Below are 13,963 nucleotides of genomic sequence, written 5' to 3'. Positions count from 1 at the left end.
TCGGCGTGCTCGCCTCGGAGACTACGCTGGAGGAGTGATCGAGCTCGAGGGCGTTCCCGACCTGGTGGACCCGATCGTGATCGCGGCCTTCGAGGGCTGGAACGACGCGGCGGACGCCGCCTCCTCGACCGTCGACCATCTGATGAAGGTCTGGGGCGCGCGCGTGGTCGGCGCCATCGACCCGGAGGACTTCTACGACTTCCAGGTCAACCGGCCCCTCGTCGGCGTGGACGAGAACGGCCACCGCCGGATCACCTGGCCGACCACCCAGATCGCGATCGCCTCTCCCCCGACCCTCGACCGCGACGTCATCCTGGTCCGCGGCATCGAGCCCAACATGCGCTGGCGGCAGTTCAGCGCGGAGCTGCTCGCCGCCTGTGACGAGCTCGGCGCCCAGCTGGTCGTCTCCCTGGGGGCGCTGCTGGCCGATACGCCGCACACCCGGCCGATCCCGGTGACCGGGACCGCCAGCGAGCCCGAGCTGATGGATCGGCTGAAGCTCGAGGAGTCGAGCTACGAGGGGCCGACCGGGATCGTCGGCGTGTTCCAGGACGCCTGCGGGCGGCTCGACATGCCGTCGGTGTCGTACTGGGCGGCGGTGCCTCACTACGTCGCGCAGCCGCCCTGCCCCAAGGCCACGCTCGCGCTGCTCGGCCAGCTCGAGGACCTGCTGGAGGCGAGCATCCCCCTCGGCGAGCTCCCCGAGGACGCGCGGGCCTGGGAGCGCGGCGTCGACGAGCTCGCCCAGGAGGACGAGGACGTCGCCGACTACGTCCGCTCGCTGGAGGAGACGCGGGACACCACCGACCTCCCCGAGGCGTCCGGCGAGGCGATCGCCCGCGAGTTCGAGCGATATCTCAAGCGCCGCCAGGACGACGCCTGACCCGACGACCGTCGGACGGCGCGCCGTGCCGAGGGGCCGCAGGTGCTCAGTGCGCGAAGGCCAGCTTCAGCACCACGATCAGCACGCTGACCCCGGCCACCACGGCGCCGGCCAGCCAGGATCGCCGCCGATGCGTCCGGTCACTGAACCGGTCGACGACCGCACCGATGCCGACGAGGCGCACGATCACCACGGCGGCCGCCGCGCCCTCGACCAGTGACGGGTCCAGCGACATCAGCGCGCCCAGCGCGAGGATCAGCGTGGGCAGCGAGCCGGAGGACATGATCGGGACCGCGTCGCGGAGCTCGTCGCGGGACAGCCCCTCGGGCTTCTCCTCGCCGACGGCGGCGCCGACCGCGTGCGCGACGACGTGGGCGAGGTACGTCGTGACCGTCGTCGCCAGCACGACCACGACGGCGTGGCCGCTCCGGATCGTGTGCGGCGTCGCGGTCAGGACCGCCGCCAGCACCAGGATGTTGCCGTAGACGTACGCCGAGACGCGGGCCCGGCCTCGTTCGACGCCGACCGGGCCTGTCACGACGGTGGTGGGTCAGACGGCGAGGCCGAGCGCCGCATCGAGCACGGCGAGCAGCTGGACGGCGGCCTCCGGATCGGAGGTGTCGGCCAGCCCGTCGGTGCCCAGCGTGGCGCCCGCCCAGCGGTCCACGGCCGCGGTCGCGCGGGGGGCGTCGAGGTCGTCGGCGAGCGCGGCGAGGACCTCGGTCACCACCGGTGCCGCCGGAGCGCCCGCGCCGAGCGAGAGCGCTCGCCGCCACCGGTCGAGGTCGTCGACGGCGGTCCACACCTCGTCGTCGACCCACTCCCAGTCGGCGCGGTAGTGGTGGCGCAGCAGCGCCAGCCGGATCGCCATCGGGTCGACGTCGCTGTTGCGCAGCGCGGAGACGAAGACGAGATTGCCGCGGGACTTCGACATCTTCTCGCCGTCGTACCCGACCATCCCGCCGTGGCTGTAGATCTTCGCGAACGGCGTCCCGGGGTCGGCTACCTGGGCGTGGCCGGCGCACATCTCGTGGTGCGGGAAGACCAGGTCGCTGCCCCCGCCCTGCACGTCGAAGGCGCCGCCGAGATGCCGCTGGGCGATCGCGGTGCACTCGACGTGCCAGCCCGGACGCCCACGACCCCAGGGGCTCTCCCACGACGGCTCGCCCTCGCGCTCGCCGCGCCAGACGACGCAGTCGAGCGGGTCCTTCTTGCCGGGCCGGTCCGGGTCCCCACCGCGCTCGGGATAGATCTCGAGCATCCGCTCGCGGGACCAGCCGGACTCCGCACCGAACGCCGGGTCCGCGGTCACCGAGAAGTAGAGGTCGTCCTCGACACGGTAGACGCTCCCGGCGTCCTCGAGCCGGCGGATCAGGTCGATCACCAGCGGGATCGACTCGACCGCACCGACATAGTGGTCGGGGGCCAGCACCCGCAGCGCCACCATGTCCTGGCGGAAGAGCTCAGTCTCGCGCTCGGCGAGCTCCACCCAGTCGACATGCACCTTCGCGGCCCGCTCGAGCAGCGGGTCGTCGACGTCGGTGACGTTCTGGACGTAGACCACGTCGTGGCCGGCGTTGCGCCAGGCGCGGTTCAGCAGGTCGAACGCGACGTAGGTGTTGGCGTGCCCCAGGTGCGTGGCGTCGTACGGCGTGATGCCGCAGACGTAGAGCCGCGCCGCGGCGTCCGGCGAGGTGGTGACCAGGGCGCCGGACGGCGTGTCGTGGAGGGCCACCGGGGGGCCCGCGACGGGCAGGGTCGGGATCTCCGGGGAAGGCCAGGCGCGCATGCCGGAAGCCTAGACGAGGGACCTGCGGCGGTCAGAACGGCGGCCACGGTATCGCCGGCCAGTCCCCCCGCGGCGAGGGCAGCACCGCCCGCTCCGCGAGCCGGACGCAGCGGCGCGCCAGCGCCTCGATCTCGAGGTCGTCGAGGTGCTCGGCGAGTCGGTCGCCGAGCGGTCCGCGGACCGCGGTGAGGACCCGCTGCACGCCGGCCAGCTCGTCCTCGGTCAGCGGCTCGCCGAGCCAGCCCCACAGCACGGTGCGGAGCTTGTGGTCGGCATGGAAGCTGACGCCGTGGTCCACGCCGTACCGATGCCCGTCGGCGACCTCGAGGACGTGCCCGCCCTTGCGGTCGGCGTTGTTGGCGAGAATGTCGAAGACCGCCATCCGGCGCAGCGCCGCGGTGTCCTCGTGGATCAGCGACACCGGCCGGTCCTGGCCGTCGATGCTGTCGAAGACGTGCCGCCAGCCCTTGGGCACCTCTCCCTCGGGCACCAGCGTCACCGCCACCTGCTCCGGGTCGGGCTCCTGCCAGCGCTGCACCATGCCGCGGCCATGCGGGCCGTCGCGGAGCCAGGTCTCGGGGACGATGTTCCAGCCGGTCGCCTCCGAGAGCAGGTACGCCGCGCGCTCGCGCTCGGCGAGCGACCCGTCGGGGAAGTCCCAGAGCGGTCGCTCCCCCGCGACCGGCTTGTAGACGACCTTGATGCCGCCGATCTCGCCCAGGAAGGTGGCGTTCGAGGCCGGCATGATCCGGCCGTGCAGGGTGAGCTCGCCCTCGAGGAGCTCGGCGACGGGCTCGGCCGTCACGGGTCCCGCCGCCGGAACCCGTTCGCCCGCACGCACAGGTGACCGTCGGGGTCGATCGGGTTGCCGCAGAAGGGGCAGTCGGGGCGGCCCGCGCCGAGCACCTGCTCGGCGCGTTTCACGAAGGCCCGCGCCGATCCGGCCGCGATCCGGACCAGGAACACCTCGTCCGGCTCGGGCTCCTCGAAGTCCTCGTCGAGCTGGTCCGGGGTGACGACCGCGGCCTCGGTGAACGGGAACACCTCGATCACCACGCGCTCGTCGTCGGGGTCCCACGACAGCGTCATCGTGCCCGCGCGGAACTCCTCCTCGATCGGCTGCTCCAGGGGGGCGGTGTCGTCGAGGCCGAGCGGGGCGACCGCCGGGATGACGGCGTCGCTCCGCGAGCTGGCCAGCACCTCGTCGAGCAGCTCGTCGATGCGCTCGGCGAGCGCCTGCACCTGTTGCTTCTCCAGCGCGACGCTCACGAGGCGCGCGCCCGCCCGGGCCTGCAGGAAGAACGTGCGCTGTCCGGGCGGGCCGACCGTGCCGGCCACGAAGCGCTCGGGCGGGTCGAAGCCGTGGACCAGGGGTGCCATGACAGCAACCCTAGGCGGTTTCGGAAGGCCCGGCGCCACCGCCGACCACCGCGTCGTCCGAGGCCCGCCTCCGGCCTCCCTTGCGCGCGCTCTTGGCCGGCGGCGCCAGCCAGGAGAGGTCGCCGGAGTGGGTGTTGGTGGCGACCACGTAGGGCCGGCTGGGCGTGTACCTGACGATGGAGACCGACGCCGGGTCGACGTGCAGGCGCTGGAACAGGTCGAGGTGCAGGCCGAGGGCGTCGGCGAGGATCGACTTCACGAGATCGCCGTGGCTGACCGCCACCCAGACGGCCCCGGGGCCGTGCTCGGCCTCGACGAGGGCGTCGCGACGGCGTACCGCCGCCACCGCACGGGCCTGCATCGCCGCCATCGCCTCGCCGCCGGGGAAGGTCACCGCCGACGGCTGGCTCTGCACGGTCGACCAGAGCTTCTCCTTGGCCAGCTCCTTGAGCGGGCGGCCCTGCCACTCGCCGTAGTCGCACTCGGTGAGCGCCCGGTCGGTCGCCGCCCGCAGCCCGCGGGGCTGGGCCGCGACGATCGCCTTCGCGGTCTGCCGGCAGCGCTCCAGGGGGCTGGTCACCACGGCCGCGAGCGGGACGGCGGCGAGCCGCTCGGCGGTCCGTGCGGCCTGTGCCGTCCCGGTCTCGTCGAGCAGCACGCCCGGGAGCCGGCCCGAGAGCATGCCCGACGCGTTCGAGGTCGTACGCCCGTGGCGGACCAGGATCACAGTTGCCATGGCCGGGACTCTAATGGGGCTACCGTTGCTCTGTGATCGTCGACTGCGCCCTCTACCGGGACGGGTCCCGCGTGCAGGGCGACACCGACTACCGCGCGTTGCGCGCGCGGGCGAGGGGTGCCGACGACTTCGTCTGGATCGGCCTGCACGAGCCGACCGAGGACGAGATCGCCGACGTCGCCGAGGTGTTCGGGCTCCACCCCCTGGCCGTCGAGGACGCCGTGCGCGCCCACCAGCGGCCGAAGCTGGAGCGGTACGGCGACATGGTGTTCGTGGTGCTCAAGACGCTCTGGTACGTCGACGAGCGGGACGCCGTCGAGACCGGCGAGATCGCGATGTTCGCCGGGCACGACTTCGTCGTCTCGGTGCGCCACGGCCAGGGCAACGAGCTGCACTCCGCCCGCCGGGCGCTCGAGTCCAGTCACCAGGTGCTGGGTCACGGGCCGGGCGGCGTGCTGTACGCCGTGATCGACCGGGTCGTCGACGAGTACCTCGACGTGGTCGACGAGCTGGTCGTCGACGTCGACGAGATCGAGACGTCCGTGTTCTCGACCGACCGCACCAACGACTCCGCCCGGATCTACGTGCTCAAGCGCGAGCTCGCGGAGGTACGACGGGCCGTGCTGCCGCTGCGCGAGCCGGTGGCGCGGCTGGCGCGCGGCGACGTGGCGACGGTGCCGGAGAAGGCACGGCCCTTCTTCCGCGACGTGGCCGACCACCTTGCCCGGGCGGCGGAGACGGTCGACTCCCTCGACGCGCTGCTGTCGACGGCGTTCGACGCCCATCTCGCGCAGATCTCGGTGCAGCAGAACGACGACATGCGCAAGATCTCGGCCGGCGCCGCGCTGGTCGTGGTGCCGACGCTCATCGCGGGCATCTACGGCATGAACTTCACGCACATGCCCGAGCTCGGCTGGACCTACGGCTACCCGTTCGCGCTGGTGCTGATGGGTCTCGTCGCCGCCGGGCTGTGGGCGCTCTTCAAGAAGTCCGGCTGGCTCTGAGTCCAGGCTCAGGCGGCGATCACCCCGGTCGCCACGAGCAGGAGGGTGCCGGCGCCGAGCGCGATCCGGTAGATGACGAACGGCGTGTACGAGTGCGTCGTGATGTACCGGAGCAGCCAGGCGATCGCGGCGTACCCCACGATGAAGGAGGCGATCGTCGCGACGATGGTCGGCCCCCAGCCGTAGAGGTTGTCGCCGTGCGGGATCTCCTTGAGCTCGAAGAGGCCGGCGCCGATCACCGCCGGGATCGCGAGCAGGAACGCGTACCGGGTCGCGGTCTCCCGCTCGTACCCGAGGAAGCGGCCCATCGAGAGCGTGGCGCCCGAGCGGGAGACGCCGGGGATCAGGGCCAGCGCCTGGGCACAGCCCATCAGGATCGCGTCGCGCAGCGACAGCTGCTTGAGCCCCTTGCTGGTGCCGCCGATGCGGTCGGCGATGCCGAGCACGATGCCCATGACGATCAGCATCGTGCCGATCACCCAGAGGCTGCGGAAGTCCTTCTCGATGACGTCCTTGAGCGCGATGCCGAGCACGACGATCGGCACCGACCCCAGGATGATGAACCAGCCCATCCGGGCGTCGAGCTGGCCGCGGTACTCCGGGCGGAAGAGGGACTTCACCCAGGTCGAGCCGATCCGCCAGATGTCGCGCCAGAAGTAGATCAGGACGGCCAGCTCGGTGCCGATCTGCACGACCGCGGTGAACGCGGCTCCGGGGTCGCCCCAGCCGAAGACCTCCGGGAGGATCCGGAGGTGTGCGCTGCTGGAGATCGGGAGGAACTCGGTCAGTCCCTGGATGATCCCGAGGACGACGGCCTGGAGGAAGTCCACCACGACGCGGAATCCTACGGGCGCCCACCTGGCGTGCCGGGGACGCCCCGCGGACGCGCGCCGACTACCTTGTCGCCATGCAGCAGCGGCGTGTCGGCTCGACCGGCCTGACGGTGTCCCGGCTCGGCCTCGGCACGATGACCTGGGGTCGCGACACCGATGAGCACGAGGCCAGGGACCAGCTGATCGCGTTCGCCGAGGCGGGCGGGACGCTGATCGACACCGCCGCGGGCTACGGCAGCGGTGCATCGGAGGAGCTGATCGGCTCGCTGATCGGCGACGTGGTCGCCCGCGACGAGGTCGTGCTCGCGACCAAGGCGGGCATCAGCTCGCGGCAGGGCGGCCGGTCCTACGACACCTCGCGAGGCCACCTGCTCGGCACGCTGGACGCCTCGCTGCGCCGGCTGGGCGTCGACCACGTCGACCTGTGGCAGGTGCACATCTGGTCCGACGACACCCCGCTCGAGGAGACCCTCGCGGCCCTCGACCACGCCGTGTCGACCGGACGCGCCTCGTACGTCGGGGTCTCGAACTACGCCGGCTGGCAGACCGCCCGGGCCGCGACGTGGCAGCGCGCGGTGCCGGGGCGGACTCCCCTGGCGAGCACGCAGGTCGAGTACTCGCTGCTCAACCGCGCGGTCGAGCAGGAGGTGCTGCCGGCGGCCGCCGCGCTCGGGCTGGGGGTGCTGCCCTGGTCGCCGCTGGGACGTGGCGTGCTGACCGGCAAGTACCGCACCGGTACGCCGTCGGACTCGCGGGCGGCGACCAGTCACTTCGCGAACTTCGTGAACCCCTACCTCGACGAGCGAGGCGCCGGGATCGTCGAGGCGGTCGCCCGCGCCGCCGAGGGCCTGGGCTGGTCGGCGCTCGAGGTGGCCCTGACCTGGGTGCGCGACCGGCCCGGGGTGACCGCACCGATCGTCGGCGCCCGCACCGCCGCCCAGCTGCGGGGTGCCCTCGGGGTCGACGAGCTGAGCCTGCCGCCCGAGATCACCGCCGCCCTGGATGATGTGTCTACCGACTGAGTCCCGACCGGGTCGAACCATGACTGGTGGAATCATGATTGGGGGAACCCCATGAGCCGTGCACTGCGCCGCCCTCCCGCAGCCGGGGTGGAGTGGGAGTTCGACAAGGTGTCGTTCTCGCGGGAGTTCTCCCGCAACGTCGTCACGAAGCTGCTGGTCGACCGGGCCGAGCACGGCGGCTGGGAGCTCGACCGGGTCCGGATCGGTGCCGACGGCACCCGCCGGGTCGTGCTCCGGCGCAAGATCATCCGCGCCGTACGGACCGCCTGAGCCGGCCCGCGCCGGGCCGACTCACGCGTCGTCGAGGAACCGGTCGAACACCCGGGCTCCGAACGTCAGCGCGTCGAGCGGCACCCGCTCGTCGACCCCGTGGAAGAGCGCGGTGAAGTCGAGGTCCGCCGGCAGCCGCAGCGGCGCGAACCCGTAGGAGCGCATCCCGAGCTTGCGGAAGTGCTTGGCGTCGGTGCCGCCGCTCATCAGGTACGGCGCGACGATCGCCTCGTCGTCCTCGGCCAGGATCGACCGGGTCATCGCGTCCACCAGGTCGCCCTCGTACGGCGTCGCCCAGGTCGGCTGGTTGCTGACGAAGTCGATGTCGATGTCGTCGCCCGCGAGCGCGGCGAGCGTCGCGAAGAACTCGTCCTCGAAGCCCGGCAGGAAGCGGCCGTCGACGTGGGCGGTGGCCTCGGTCGGGATGACGTTCACCTTGTAGCCGGCGTCCAGCATCGTCGGGTTGCAGGTGTTGCGGATCGCCGCGCCCATCATCCGGGCGGCACCGCCGAACTCCTCCACCAGCGCCTCGGCGTTCTCCGGGGTCGCCTCCGTGCCGGCGAGCTCGGCGACGGCCGCGAGCAGCGTCCGCATCGCCGGCGTCAGCCGCACCGGCCACTCGTACGCGCCGATCCGGGCCACGGCCGCCGACAGCGCCGTCACGGCGTTCTCGTGGTTGAGCATCGACCCGTGTCCCGCGCGGCCGCGGGCCGTCAGCCGCATCCACGCCATGCCCTTCTCGGCAGCCTCGATCAGGTAGATCCGGCGCCCACGCACCGTCGCGCTGAAGCCACCGACCTCGCCGACCGCCTCGGTGCAGCCCTCGAACTCGTCGGCGTGCTCCTCGACGAGCACCTCGGCCCCGAGGTGCCCACCCGCCTCCTCGTCGGCCGTGAAGCACAGCGTGATCGGCCGCTCGGGCACCCGCCCGGTGCGCTGCCGGTCGCGCACGACGGCGAGCAGGATCGCGTCGAAGTCCTTCATGTCGACCGTGCCCCGACCCCAGAGGTAGCCGTCCCGGATCTCGCCGGAGAACGGGTCGACCTGCCAGTCCTCGGCGGCCGCCGGTACGACGTCGAGGTGGCCGTGCAGCAGCAGCCCACCGCGGTCGCTGGCCGAGCCGCCCCACTGGGCCACGACCGACGTCCGACCGGGCTCGGACTCGTACAGCCGGCTCTCGATGCCGACCTCGTCGAGCAGCGCGGCGACGTGCTCGGCGGCCTTGCGCTCCCCCGGACCGTCGTCGGTGCTGCCGTAGTTGCTGGTGTCGATCCGGATCAGGTCACGGCACAGCTCGACCACCTCGGCGGTGGGGTCGGAAGCCGGCTGCACGGGTCGGTCGGTCATGGCTCCAGCATGGCATCGCGCGGCAGTGGCGCCACGTCCGATGCCGATGCGGAACTTCGTCCCAGCCTTTGCTACTGTTCCACCGCACTCGTCCGGGTGGCGGAATTGGCAGACGCGCTAGCTTGAGGTGCTAGTGCCCGTATTAGGGCGTGGGGGTTCAAGTCCCCCCTCGGACACACAGACGACAGGTAGGGGCCTTCGCCGGCTATGAGGCTCGGGCCTCTGAGGCAGAGTGCCTGCGACGGTTCCGCTCTACACTGACCGCATGACCGAAGACCGGATCGTCGCCGACCACCGCATCATGGGCGGTGTGCCGTGTATTCGTGGCACCCGGGTTCCGGTCGCCACGGTTGTAGGCCTCTTTGCCGAGGGACAGGGCATCGACGAGATCCTGTCGGACTATCCCCAACTCTCGCCGGAGGATGTCCGGGCCGCCCTTGAGTTCGCCGCGGCCGCGGTCTCGGAGCGTCAGCTCCCACTGCGGATGCCTGCGTGAGGTTTCTGGTTGATGAGTGCTTGAGCACTCGAACCACCGAACTGCTCGGAGCAGCCGGTCACGACGTCGCCCACGTACAGGATCGCGGTCTGCAGGGACACGTCGATGACGAGGTACTCGAGCTCGCCCTCACCGAGCGGCGCATCCTGATCTCAGCGGACACCGACTTCGGAGAGATCCTGGCGCGTTCCGGCGCCGACCTGCCCAGCCTGATCTTGTTCCGTCAAGGAAATCGAAGCGTCGAGCATCGGGTTGCCACTCTCCTCGCCAATCTCGCAGAGGTGGCCGACGACCTCGTGACCGGGGCGGTCGTCGTCTTCGCTGACGACAGAATTCGGGTCCGACGGCTACCGCTGCGCTGAGCCCATCCGTCTTCAGGCGCCTGAAGACGGACCCGAGGCCACAGCCTTGAGGGCGGTATCGAGAAGTCGCCGGCGCACGCCCCGGACCCGCCGACCGCGACGAACTCTCAACGGGAGATCAGGCGATGTCATCGATCGAGACGTCGTCCGTGCTCGCGCGGGGGCCTCGCCGTCATCGACTTCAGGCGAACCGAAATCACACTGTTGTAATTTAACCATTGTAGTTCGGCGTGTCGCTTGACAAATTCGTTCACAAGTTTCCCACGAGCGCACTTTTGTCCCTAGACTCCCACGCGTGTCGCTCCGTTCCCGCCTCCGTGCGCCGCTGATCGCAGCGGCGACCACCGCGCTCGTCGGCAGCCTCGTGGCGTTCGCCCCGACCACCTCGGCCACGCCCGACGACCCCACGTCCGAGCCCCGGCAGGAGCAGCGCGAGGCGCAGCCGGATGCGGCGACGGTCGACCAGCAGGAGGCCGACCCGGAGAGCGAGAGCGACGCCACGGACCCGGCTGAGCCGGACGCCCAGGCGGATGCCGAGCAGTTGGGCCAGGAGGCTGACAAGAAGACGCAGGAGAAGACCCAGGACGGGGCTCAGGAGAAGGCCCAGGAGAAGGCCCAGCCGAAGCAGCAGTCCGCCGACGAGGACAGCAAGGCGGCGCTGCTCGAGCGCGAGCGCGCCGCGGCCGCCGACGGGCTGACCCGCTCGCAGCTCAACTTCAAGAAGAGCGCGTACCTCTGCTATGGCTACCAGGCCTGCGCCAACGCGGGCATGGGGCACGCGGGGTACGCCCAGGCCGGCAACAAGATGTACTGGCGGATGTACGCCGGCCACAACTGCACGAACTACGTCGCCTACCGCATGGTCCAGAACGGCATGCCCAACGTCCGGCCGTGGTCCGGCGGCGGCAACGCGACGTACTGGGGGACCTCCGTCCCGCAGCTGACGAACGGCACACCGGCCGTCGGCGCCGTCGCCTGGTGGAAGGCCAACAAGGGCCCGGCCGGCTCCGCGGGTCACGTGGCCTACATCGAGCAGGTGGTCTCCGCAGACGAGATCATCGTCTCCCAGGACAGCTGGCGCGGCGACTTCTCGTGGGCGCGCGTGACCCGGTCGAGCGGCAACTGGCCGAGCGGCTTCATCCACTTCACCGACATGACCGTGCAGAACACCGCCGCCCCGATGATCTCCGGTGACGCGCGGGTCGGCACCCGACTGACCGCGTCGGCCGGCACGTGGACGCCGGCGGCGAGCTCGGTGAAGTACCAGTGGTTCGCCAACGGCCAGCCGATCAAGGGCGCGACCAAGTCGAGCGTCGCCCTCGGCAAGGGTCGGGTCGGTCAGGTGCTGTCGGTGCAGACGACTGCTGCCCGAAGCGGGTACAACGACCAGACCGCGAGCTCCGCGCCCACCGGGCCGGTCCAGCCCGGCCTCCTCGCGAACACGATCGCCCCGGTCATCAGCGGCAACGCCAAGGTCGAGAAGAAGCTCAGGCTCGACACGGGAGCCTGGAGCCCGGTGCCGTCCGGGTACGCCTACAGCTGGTACGTCGACGGGCAGCCGATCGCCGGCGCCACCGGCACCACGCTGACCCTCACGCCCGACCTGGCCGGCCGCACCGTGTCCGCGGCTGTGACCGCGGTTCGCAAGGGGTACGCCGACGCGGCCGTCCCCACCGCGGCCAGCGCTCCGGTCGCGCCCGGCACGATCCGGGTCCGCAAGAAGCCGGCGATCGCCGGTGACGCGCGCCCGCGCCGCACCCTGACGGTCAGCCCCGGGACCTACCGGCCCGCCGACGCGACCGCCGCCGTGCAGTGGCTGCGCGACGGCCAGCCGATCCCCGACGCCGTCGCGACGACGTACCGGGTGACGCCGGCCGATCTCGGCACCCGCCTCACGGCGAGCGTGACCACGAGCCGGGCGGGCTACGACGTCGCCGCGCTCAGCACGCCGTCGACGGCCCGGGTGAAGGTGCTCCCCCGGATCCAGGTCCAGCGCGTCCAGCTGCGCCACGGGGTGCGGCTCGTGATCCGGGTCGTGGCCCGCTACGTCCCGACCGTCCAGGGCAACGTGGCGGTCCGCGTCAAGGGCGGCTTCCGGCAGAAGGTCGCGCTCAACAAGCACGGCGTGGCCCGGGTCGTGGTGGTCGGGCTCAAGAAGGGCAAGCACCCCGCGCGGGTCGGCTACACCGGGAGCCCGACGGTCTCGAAGTCGATCCGCAAGGCCGCGATCCGGATGCCGGCGCCCAAGCGCTGACCCGCCGGGCGCTCCGGGCGGGGATACCCCGGTCAGTCCACGGGGTGGTAGCCGCAGGCGTTCTCGGTCTTGACGGCCTTGCCCGGGTCGTCCTTCTCGCCGCCCTTGGTCTTGGGGCCGAGCGCCTTGGCGACGACGGACTGCATCCACTCGAAGTCGGGATCGCCGGAGAAGAACCGGTCCGAGGAGACGAAGGCGATCGAGCGCATCTTCTTCTCCTTCACCTTCAGCGCCAGGTCGACGAAGGCGGGCATCAGGTCGCGGGGCACGTCGGTGCGGAGGATCTCCTTGCCGGCGGCGGCGAGGTCCTGGTACCGGCGCAGCACGTTCAGCGGGTCGGCGGCGTCGACGATCGCGCTCACCATGCAGCGCTGGCGCAGCATCCGCTGGTAGTCGTCGGAGCCCCACCGGCCGCGGGAGTACCACAGCGCGTGGAAGCCGTCGAGGTGCTGGTCGGGGCCGGGCTCGAGGTAGCCGGTCGGCGGGATGCCGGCGTCGGTGTTGCCGTTGATCGCGATCGGCTCATTGATGTTGACGGTGACTCCACCGATCGCGTCGACCAGCTGCTGGAAGCCGAGCAGGTTGATCAGCACGTAGTAGTCCACGTGCGTGCCCAGGCTGCCGGCCACGGCCTGCTTGACCGCGTCGGCGCCCTCGTTCTCCGACTTGCCCAGGATGTTCGGGTAGAGCGCCGGCACCTGGCCGTAGACCGCGTTGAGCATCCAGCTGCCGGGGTCGCCCTCGCCGCGGAAGCCGTCCGGGAAGACGTCGTGCAGCGGGCTGTCCTCGGGGAACTGCGCGTTCATCATGTTCCGCGGGAGGCTGAACATCACGGACTTGCCGCTGTGGGTGTCCATGCTCAGCAGGATCACCGAGTCGGTGCGGATGCCGGTGCGGCCGACTCCCCCGTCGCCGCCGAGGAGCACGACGTTGACCCGGTCGCGGCCGGCCCACGGGTCGGCCTTCGTGACGTTCTTGGGTGCGGTGGCCGTCTGCTCGTTGTCGAACACGGTGGCCACGAGGTCGGCCTGGCTGTGCGCGATCCGCACCGCCTGCACGGCGGGGATGGTGCCGAGCACGCACAGCAGCGCGACGACGATCACTCCGAGCGTCTTCTCGAGGATCGCCATGCCGAGCGGACGCACCATCAGGTACGTCGTCGCCACCACGAAGACCCATGCCACGAGCACCACGCCGAGCACCACCGACGCGACCTGGAGCCGGCCGGGGTCGAAGGCGAAGTCGACCGCCCGGTGCAGGTCGCCGACGTAGTAGGCCGCACCGGCCAGGCCGATCAGGAACGGCACCAGGACGACGTACCCGAGCCGTCGTCGCGACCACAGGTAACCGGCGCCCGGCAGCGCGGCACCCAGCAGCGTGACGCCGAGGGCACCGGAGAGGGTCTTGGCGCGCCGGAACTCGCGGACCTTGACCGCCCGATGCCGGCCGGCAGCACCGCTCGGGCGGCGCGGCGACGGCTGTGCTGCGGGCGCAGGCGGACCCGCGGTCACCGTCATGCGCACCCTCCCCCGCCGAAATCCCGGGGAGCACGGTACCAACGAGGTCCCGGGACGACCCGCATTCCGG

15 protein-coding genes and 1 tRNA gene are annotated in these 13,963 nt (G+C 71.5%); 8 read left to right on the top strand and 8 right to left on the bottom strand.

Annotation, left to right across the window (positions count from 1 at the left end):
* The first annotated feature begins 34 nt into the window (after positions 1 to 34).
* Positions 35 to 883 (top strand): PAC2 family protein, encoded by an 849-nt coding sequence (locus FHU40_RS22580; protein ID WP_183594691.1) that lies wholly within the window; start codon positions 35 to 37, stop codon positions 881 to 883.
* Positions 884 to 929: 46 nt separating this feature from the next.
* On the opposite strand, the gene FHU40_RS22575 is transcribed toward FHU40_RS22580, so the two are convergent.
* From FHU40_RS22575 to FHU40_RS22555, 5 genes are read right to left on the bottom strand one after another with little or no spacing between them, the layout of a single operon-like run.
* A complete protein-coding gene (locus tag FHU40_RS22575; RefSeq protein WP_183594690.1) occupies positions 930 to 1,421 on the bottom strand; it encodes a hypothetical protein in 492 nt (163 codons plus the stop codon).
* Positions 1,422 to 1,433: 12 nt separating this feature from the next.
* On the bottom strand, positions 1,434 to 2,672 hold the full coding sequence (gene mshC, locus FHU40_RS22570) for a cysteine--1-D-myo-inosityl 2-amino-2-deoxy-alpha-D-glucopyranoside ligase (protein WP_183594689.1): 1,239 nt from the start codon (positions 2,670 to 2,672) through the stop codon (positions 1,434 to 1,436).
* A 31-nt stretch (positions 2,673 to 2,703) separates the two neighbouring features.
* A complete protein-coding gene (locus tag FHU40_RS22565; RefSeq protein ID WP_343057988.1) occupies positions 2,704 to 3,477 on the bottom strand; it encodes an SCO1664 family protein in 774 nt (257 codons plus the stop codon).
* Positions 3,474 to 4,052: a DUF3090 domain-containing protein gene (locus FHU40_RS22560; RefSeq protein WP_183594687.1), complete on the bottom strand. Its 579-nt coding sequence runs from the start codon at positions 4,050 to 4,052 to the stop codon at positions 3,474 to 3,476. Before FHU40_RS22560 ends, FHU40_RS22565 begins: the two co-directional genes overlap by 4 nt.
* Positions 4,053 to 4,062: 10 nt before the next feature.
* Positions 4,063 to 4,788, bottom strand: coding sequence for an MSMEG_4193 family putative phosphomutase (locus FHU40_RS22555; RefSeq protein WP_183594686.1), 726 nt, complete (start codon positions 4,786 to 4,788; stop codon positions 4,063 to 4,065).
* 32 nt (positions 4,789 to 4,820) lie between these two features.
* Between FHU40_RS22555 and corA the strand changes: the two genes are divergently transcribed.
* Positions 4,821 to 5,792: a magnesium/cobalt transporter CorA gene (corA, locus tag FHU40_RS22550; RefSeq protein WP_183594685.1), complete on the top strand. Its 972-nt coding sequence runs from the start codon at positions 4,821 to 4,823 to the stop codon at positions 5,790 to 5,792.
* 8 nt (positions 5,793 to 5,800) lie between these two features.
* Here the strand turns inward: corA and FHU40_RS22545 are convergent, their stop codons facing one another.
* Complete coding sequence (locus FHU40_RS22545; RefSeq protein ID WP_215524177.1) at positions 5,801 to 6,625, bottom strand: undecaprenyl-diphosphate phosphatase; 825 nt, start codon at positions 6,623 to 6,625, stop codon at positions 5,801 to 5,803.
* Between the two features lie 74 nt (positions 6,626 to 6,699).
* Here FHU40_RS22545 and FHU40_RS22540 point away from each other — a divergent pair, with 74 nt between their 5' ends.
* Both FHU40_RS22540 and FHU40_RS22535 read left to right on the top strand, forming a co-directional pair.
* Positions 6,700 to 7,647 (top strand): aldo/keto reductase, encoded by a 948-nt coding sequence (locus tag FHU40_RS22540; RefSeq protein ID WP_183594684.1) that lies wholly within the window; start codon positions 6,700 to 6,702, stop codon positions 7,645 to 7,647.
* 51 nt (positions 7,648 to 7,698) lie between these two features.
* Entirely contained in the window at positions 7,699 to 7,917 is a 219-nt protein-coding gene (locus FHU40_RS22535) for a DUF5703 family protein (RefSeq protein ID WP_221200106.1), read from the top strand.
* Between the two features lie 21 nt (positions 7,918 to 7,938).
* Here the strand turns inward: FHU40_RS22535 and FHU40_RS22530 are convergent, their stop codons facing one another.
* On the bottom strand, positions 7,939 to 9,264 hold the full coding sequence (locus FHU40_RS22530) for a M20/M25/M40 family metallo-hydrolase (protein WP_183594683.1): 1,326 nt from the start codon (positions 9,262 to 9,264) through the stop codon (positions 7,939 to 7,941).
* A gap of 90 nt (positions 9,265 to 9,354) precedes the next feature.
* Between FHU40_RS22530 and FHU40_RS22525 the strand changes: the two genes are divergently transcribed.
* The 4 genes from FHU40_RS22525 to FHU40_RS22510 all read left to right on the top strand — a co-directional run bounded on the left by FHU40_RS22525 (position 9,355) and on the right by FHU40_RS22510 (position 12,376).
* Positions 9,355 to 9,440 (top strand) — tRNA-Leu (locus tag FHU40_RS22525).
* A gap of 89 nt (positions 9,441 to 9,529) precedes the next feature.
* Complete coding sequence (locus tag FHU40_RS22520) at positions 9,530 to 9,760, top strand: DUF433 domain-containing protein (protein ID WP_183594682.1); 231 nt, start codon at positions 9,530 to 9,532, stop codon at positions 9,758 to 9,760.
* Positions 9,757 to 10,122 (top strand): DUF5615 family PIN-like protein, encoded by a 366-nt coding sequence (locus FHU40_RS22515; RefSeq protein ID WP_183594681.1) that lies wholly within the window; start codon positions 9,757 to 9,759, stop codon positions 10,120 to 10,122. Before FHU40_RS22520 ends, FHU40_RS22515 begins: the two co-directional genes overlap by 4 nt.
* A gap of 295 nt (positions 10,123 to 10,417) precedes the next feature.
* Positions 10,418 to 12,376: a CHAP domain-containing protein gene (locus tag FHU40_RS22510; protein ID WP_183594680.1), complete on the top strand. Its 1,959-nt coding sequence runs from the start codon at positions 10,418 to 10,420 to the stop codon at positions 12,374 to 12,376.
* A 32-nt stretch (positions 12,377 to 12,408) separates the two neighbouring features.
* Here the strand turns inward: FHU40_RS22510 and FHU40_RS22505 are convergent, their stop codons facing one another.
* Entirely contained in the window at positions 12,409 to 13,893 is a 1,485-nt protein-coding gene (locus FHU40_RS22505; protein WP_183594679.1) for an LCP family protein, read from the bottom strand.
* Positions 13,894 to 13,963: the final 70 nt, after the last annotated feature.

Origin of the sequence: Nocardioides soli, from assembly GCF_014191495.1 — a bacterium.
GTDB lineage: Bacteria > Actinomycetota > Actinomycetes > Propionibacteriales > Nocardioidaceae > Nocardioides > Nocardioides soli.
Note: the sequence above shows the minus strand (reverse complement) of the source record. Positions and strands in the feature narration are given on the sequence as shown.

What these genes read in the sequence shown, in the direction of transcription:
- mshC (WP_183594689.1), bottom strand. Translation starts at nt 2,672, where the DNA reads ATGCGCGCCTGGCCTTCCCCGGAGATCCCGACCCTGCCCGTCGCGGGC.
- FHU40_RS22560 (WP_183594687.1), bottom strand. Translation starts at nt 4,052, where the DNA reads ATGGCACCCCTGGTCCACGGCTTCGACCCGCCCGAGCGCTTCGTGGCC.
- FHU40_RS22555 (WP_183594686.1), bottom strand. Translation starts at nt 4,788, where the DNA reads ATGGCAACTGTGATCCTGGTCCGCCACGGGCGTACGACCTCGAACGCG.
- FHU40_RS22540 (WP_183594684.1), top strand. Translation starts at nt 6,700, where the DNA reads ATGCAGCAGCGGCGTGTCGGCTCGACCGGCCTGACGGTGTCCCGGCTC.
- FHU40_RS22535 (WP_221200106.1), top strand. Translation starts at nt 7,699, where the DNA reads ATGAGCCGTGCACTGCGCCGCCCTCCCGCAGCCGGGGTGGAGTGGGAG.
- FHU40_RS22530 (WP_183594683.1), bottom strand. Translation starts at nt 9,264, where the DNA reads ATGACCGACCGACCCGTGCAGCCGGCTTCCGACCCCACCGCCGAGGTG.
- FHU40_RS22520 (WP_183594682.1), top strand. Translation starts at nt 9,530, where the DNA reads ATGACCGAAGACCGGATCGTCGCCGACCACCGCATCATGGGCGGTGTG.
- FHU40_RS22505 (WP_183594679.1), bottom strand. Translation starts at nt 13,893, where the DNA reads ATGACGGTGACCGCGGGTCCGCCTGCGCCCGCAGCACAGCCGTCGCCG.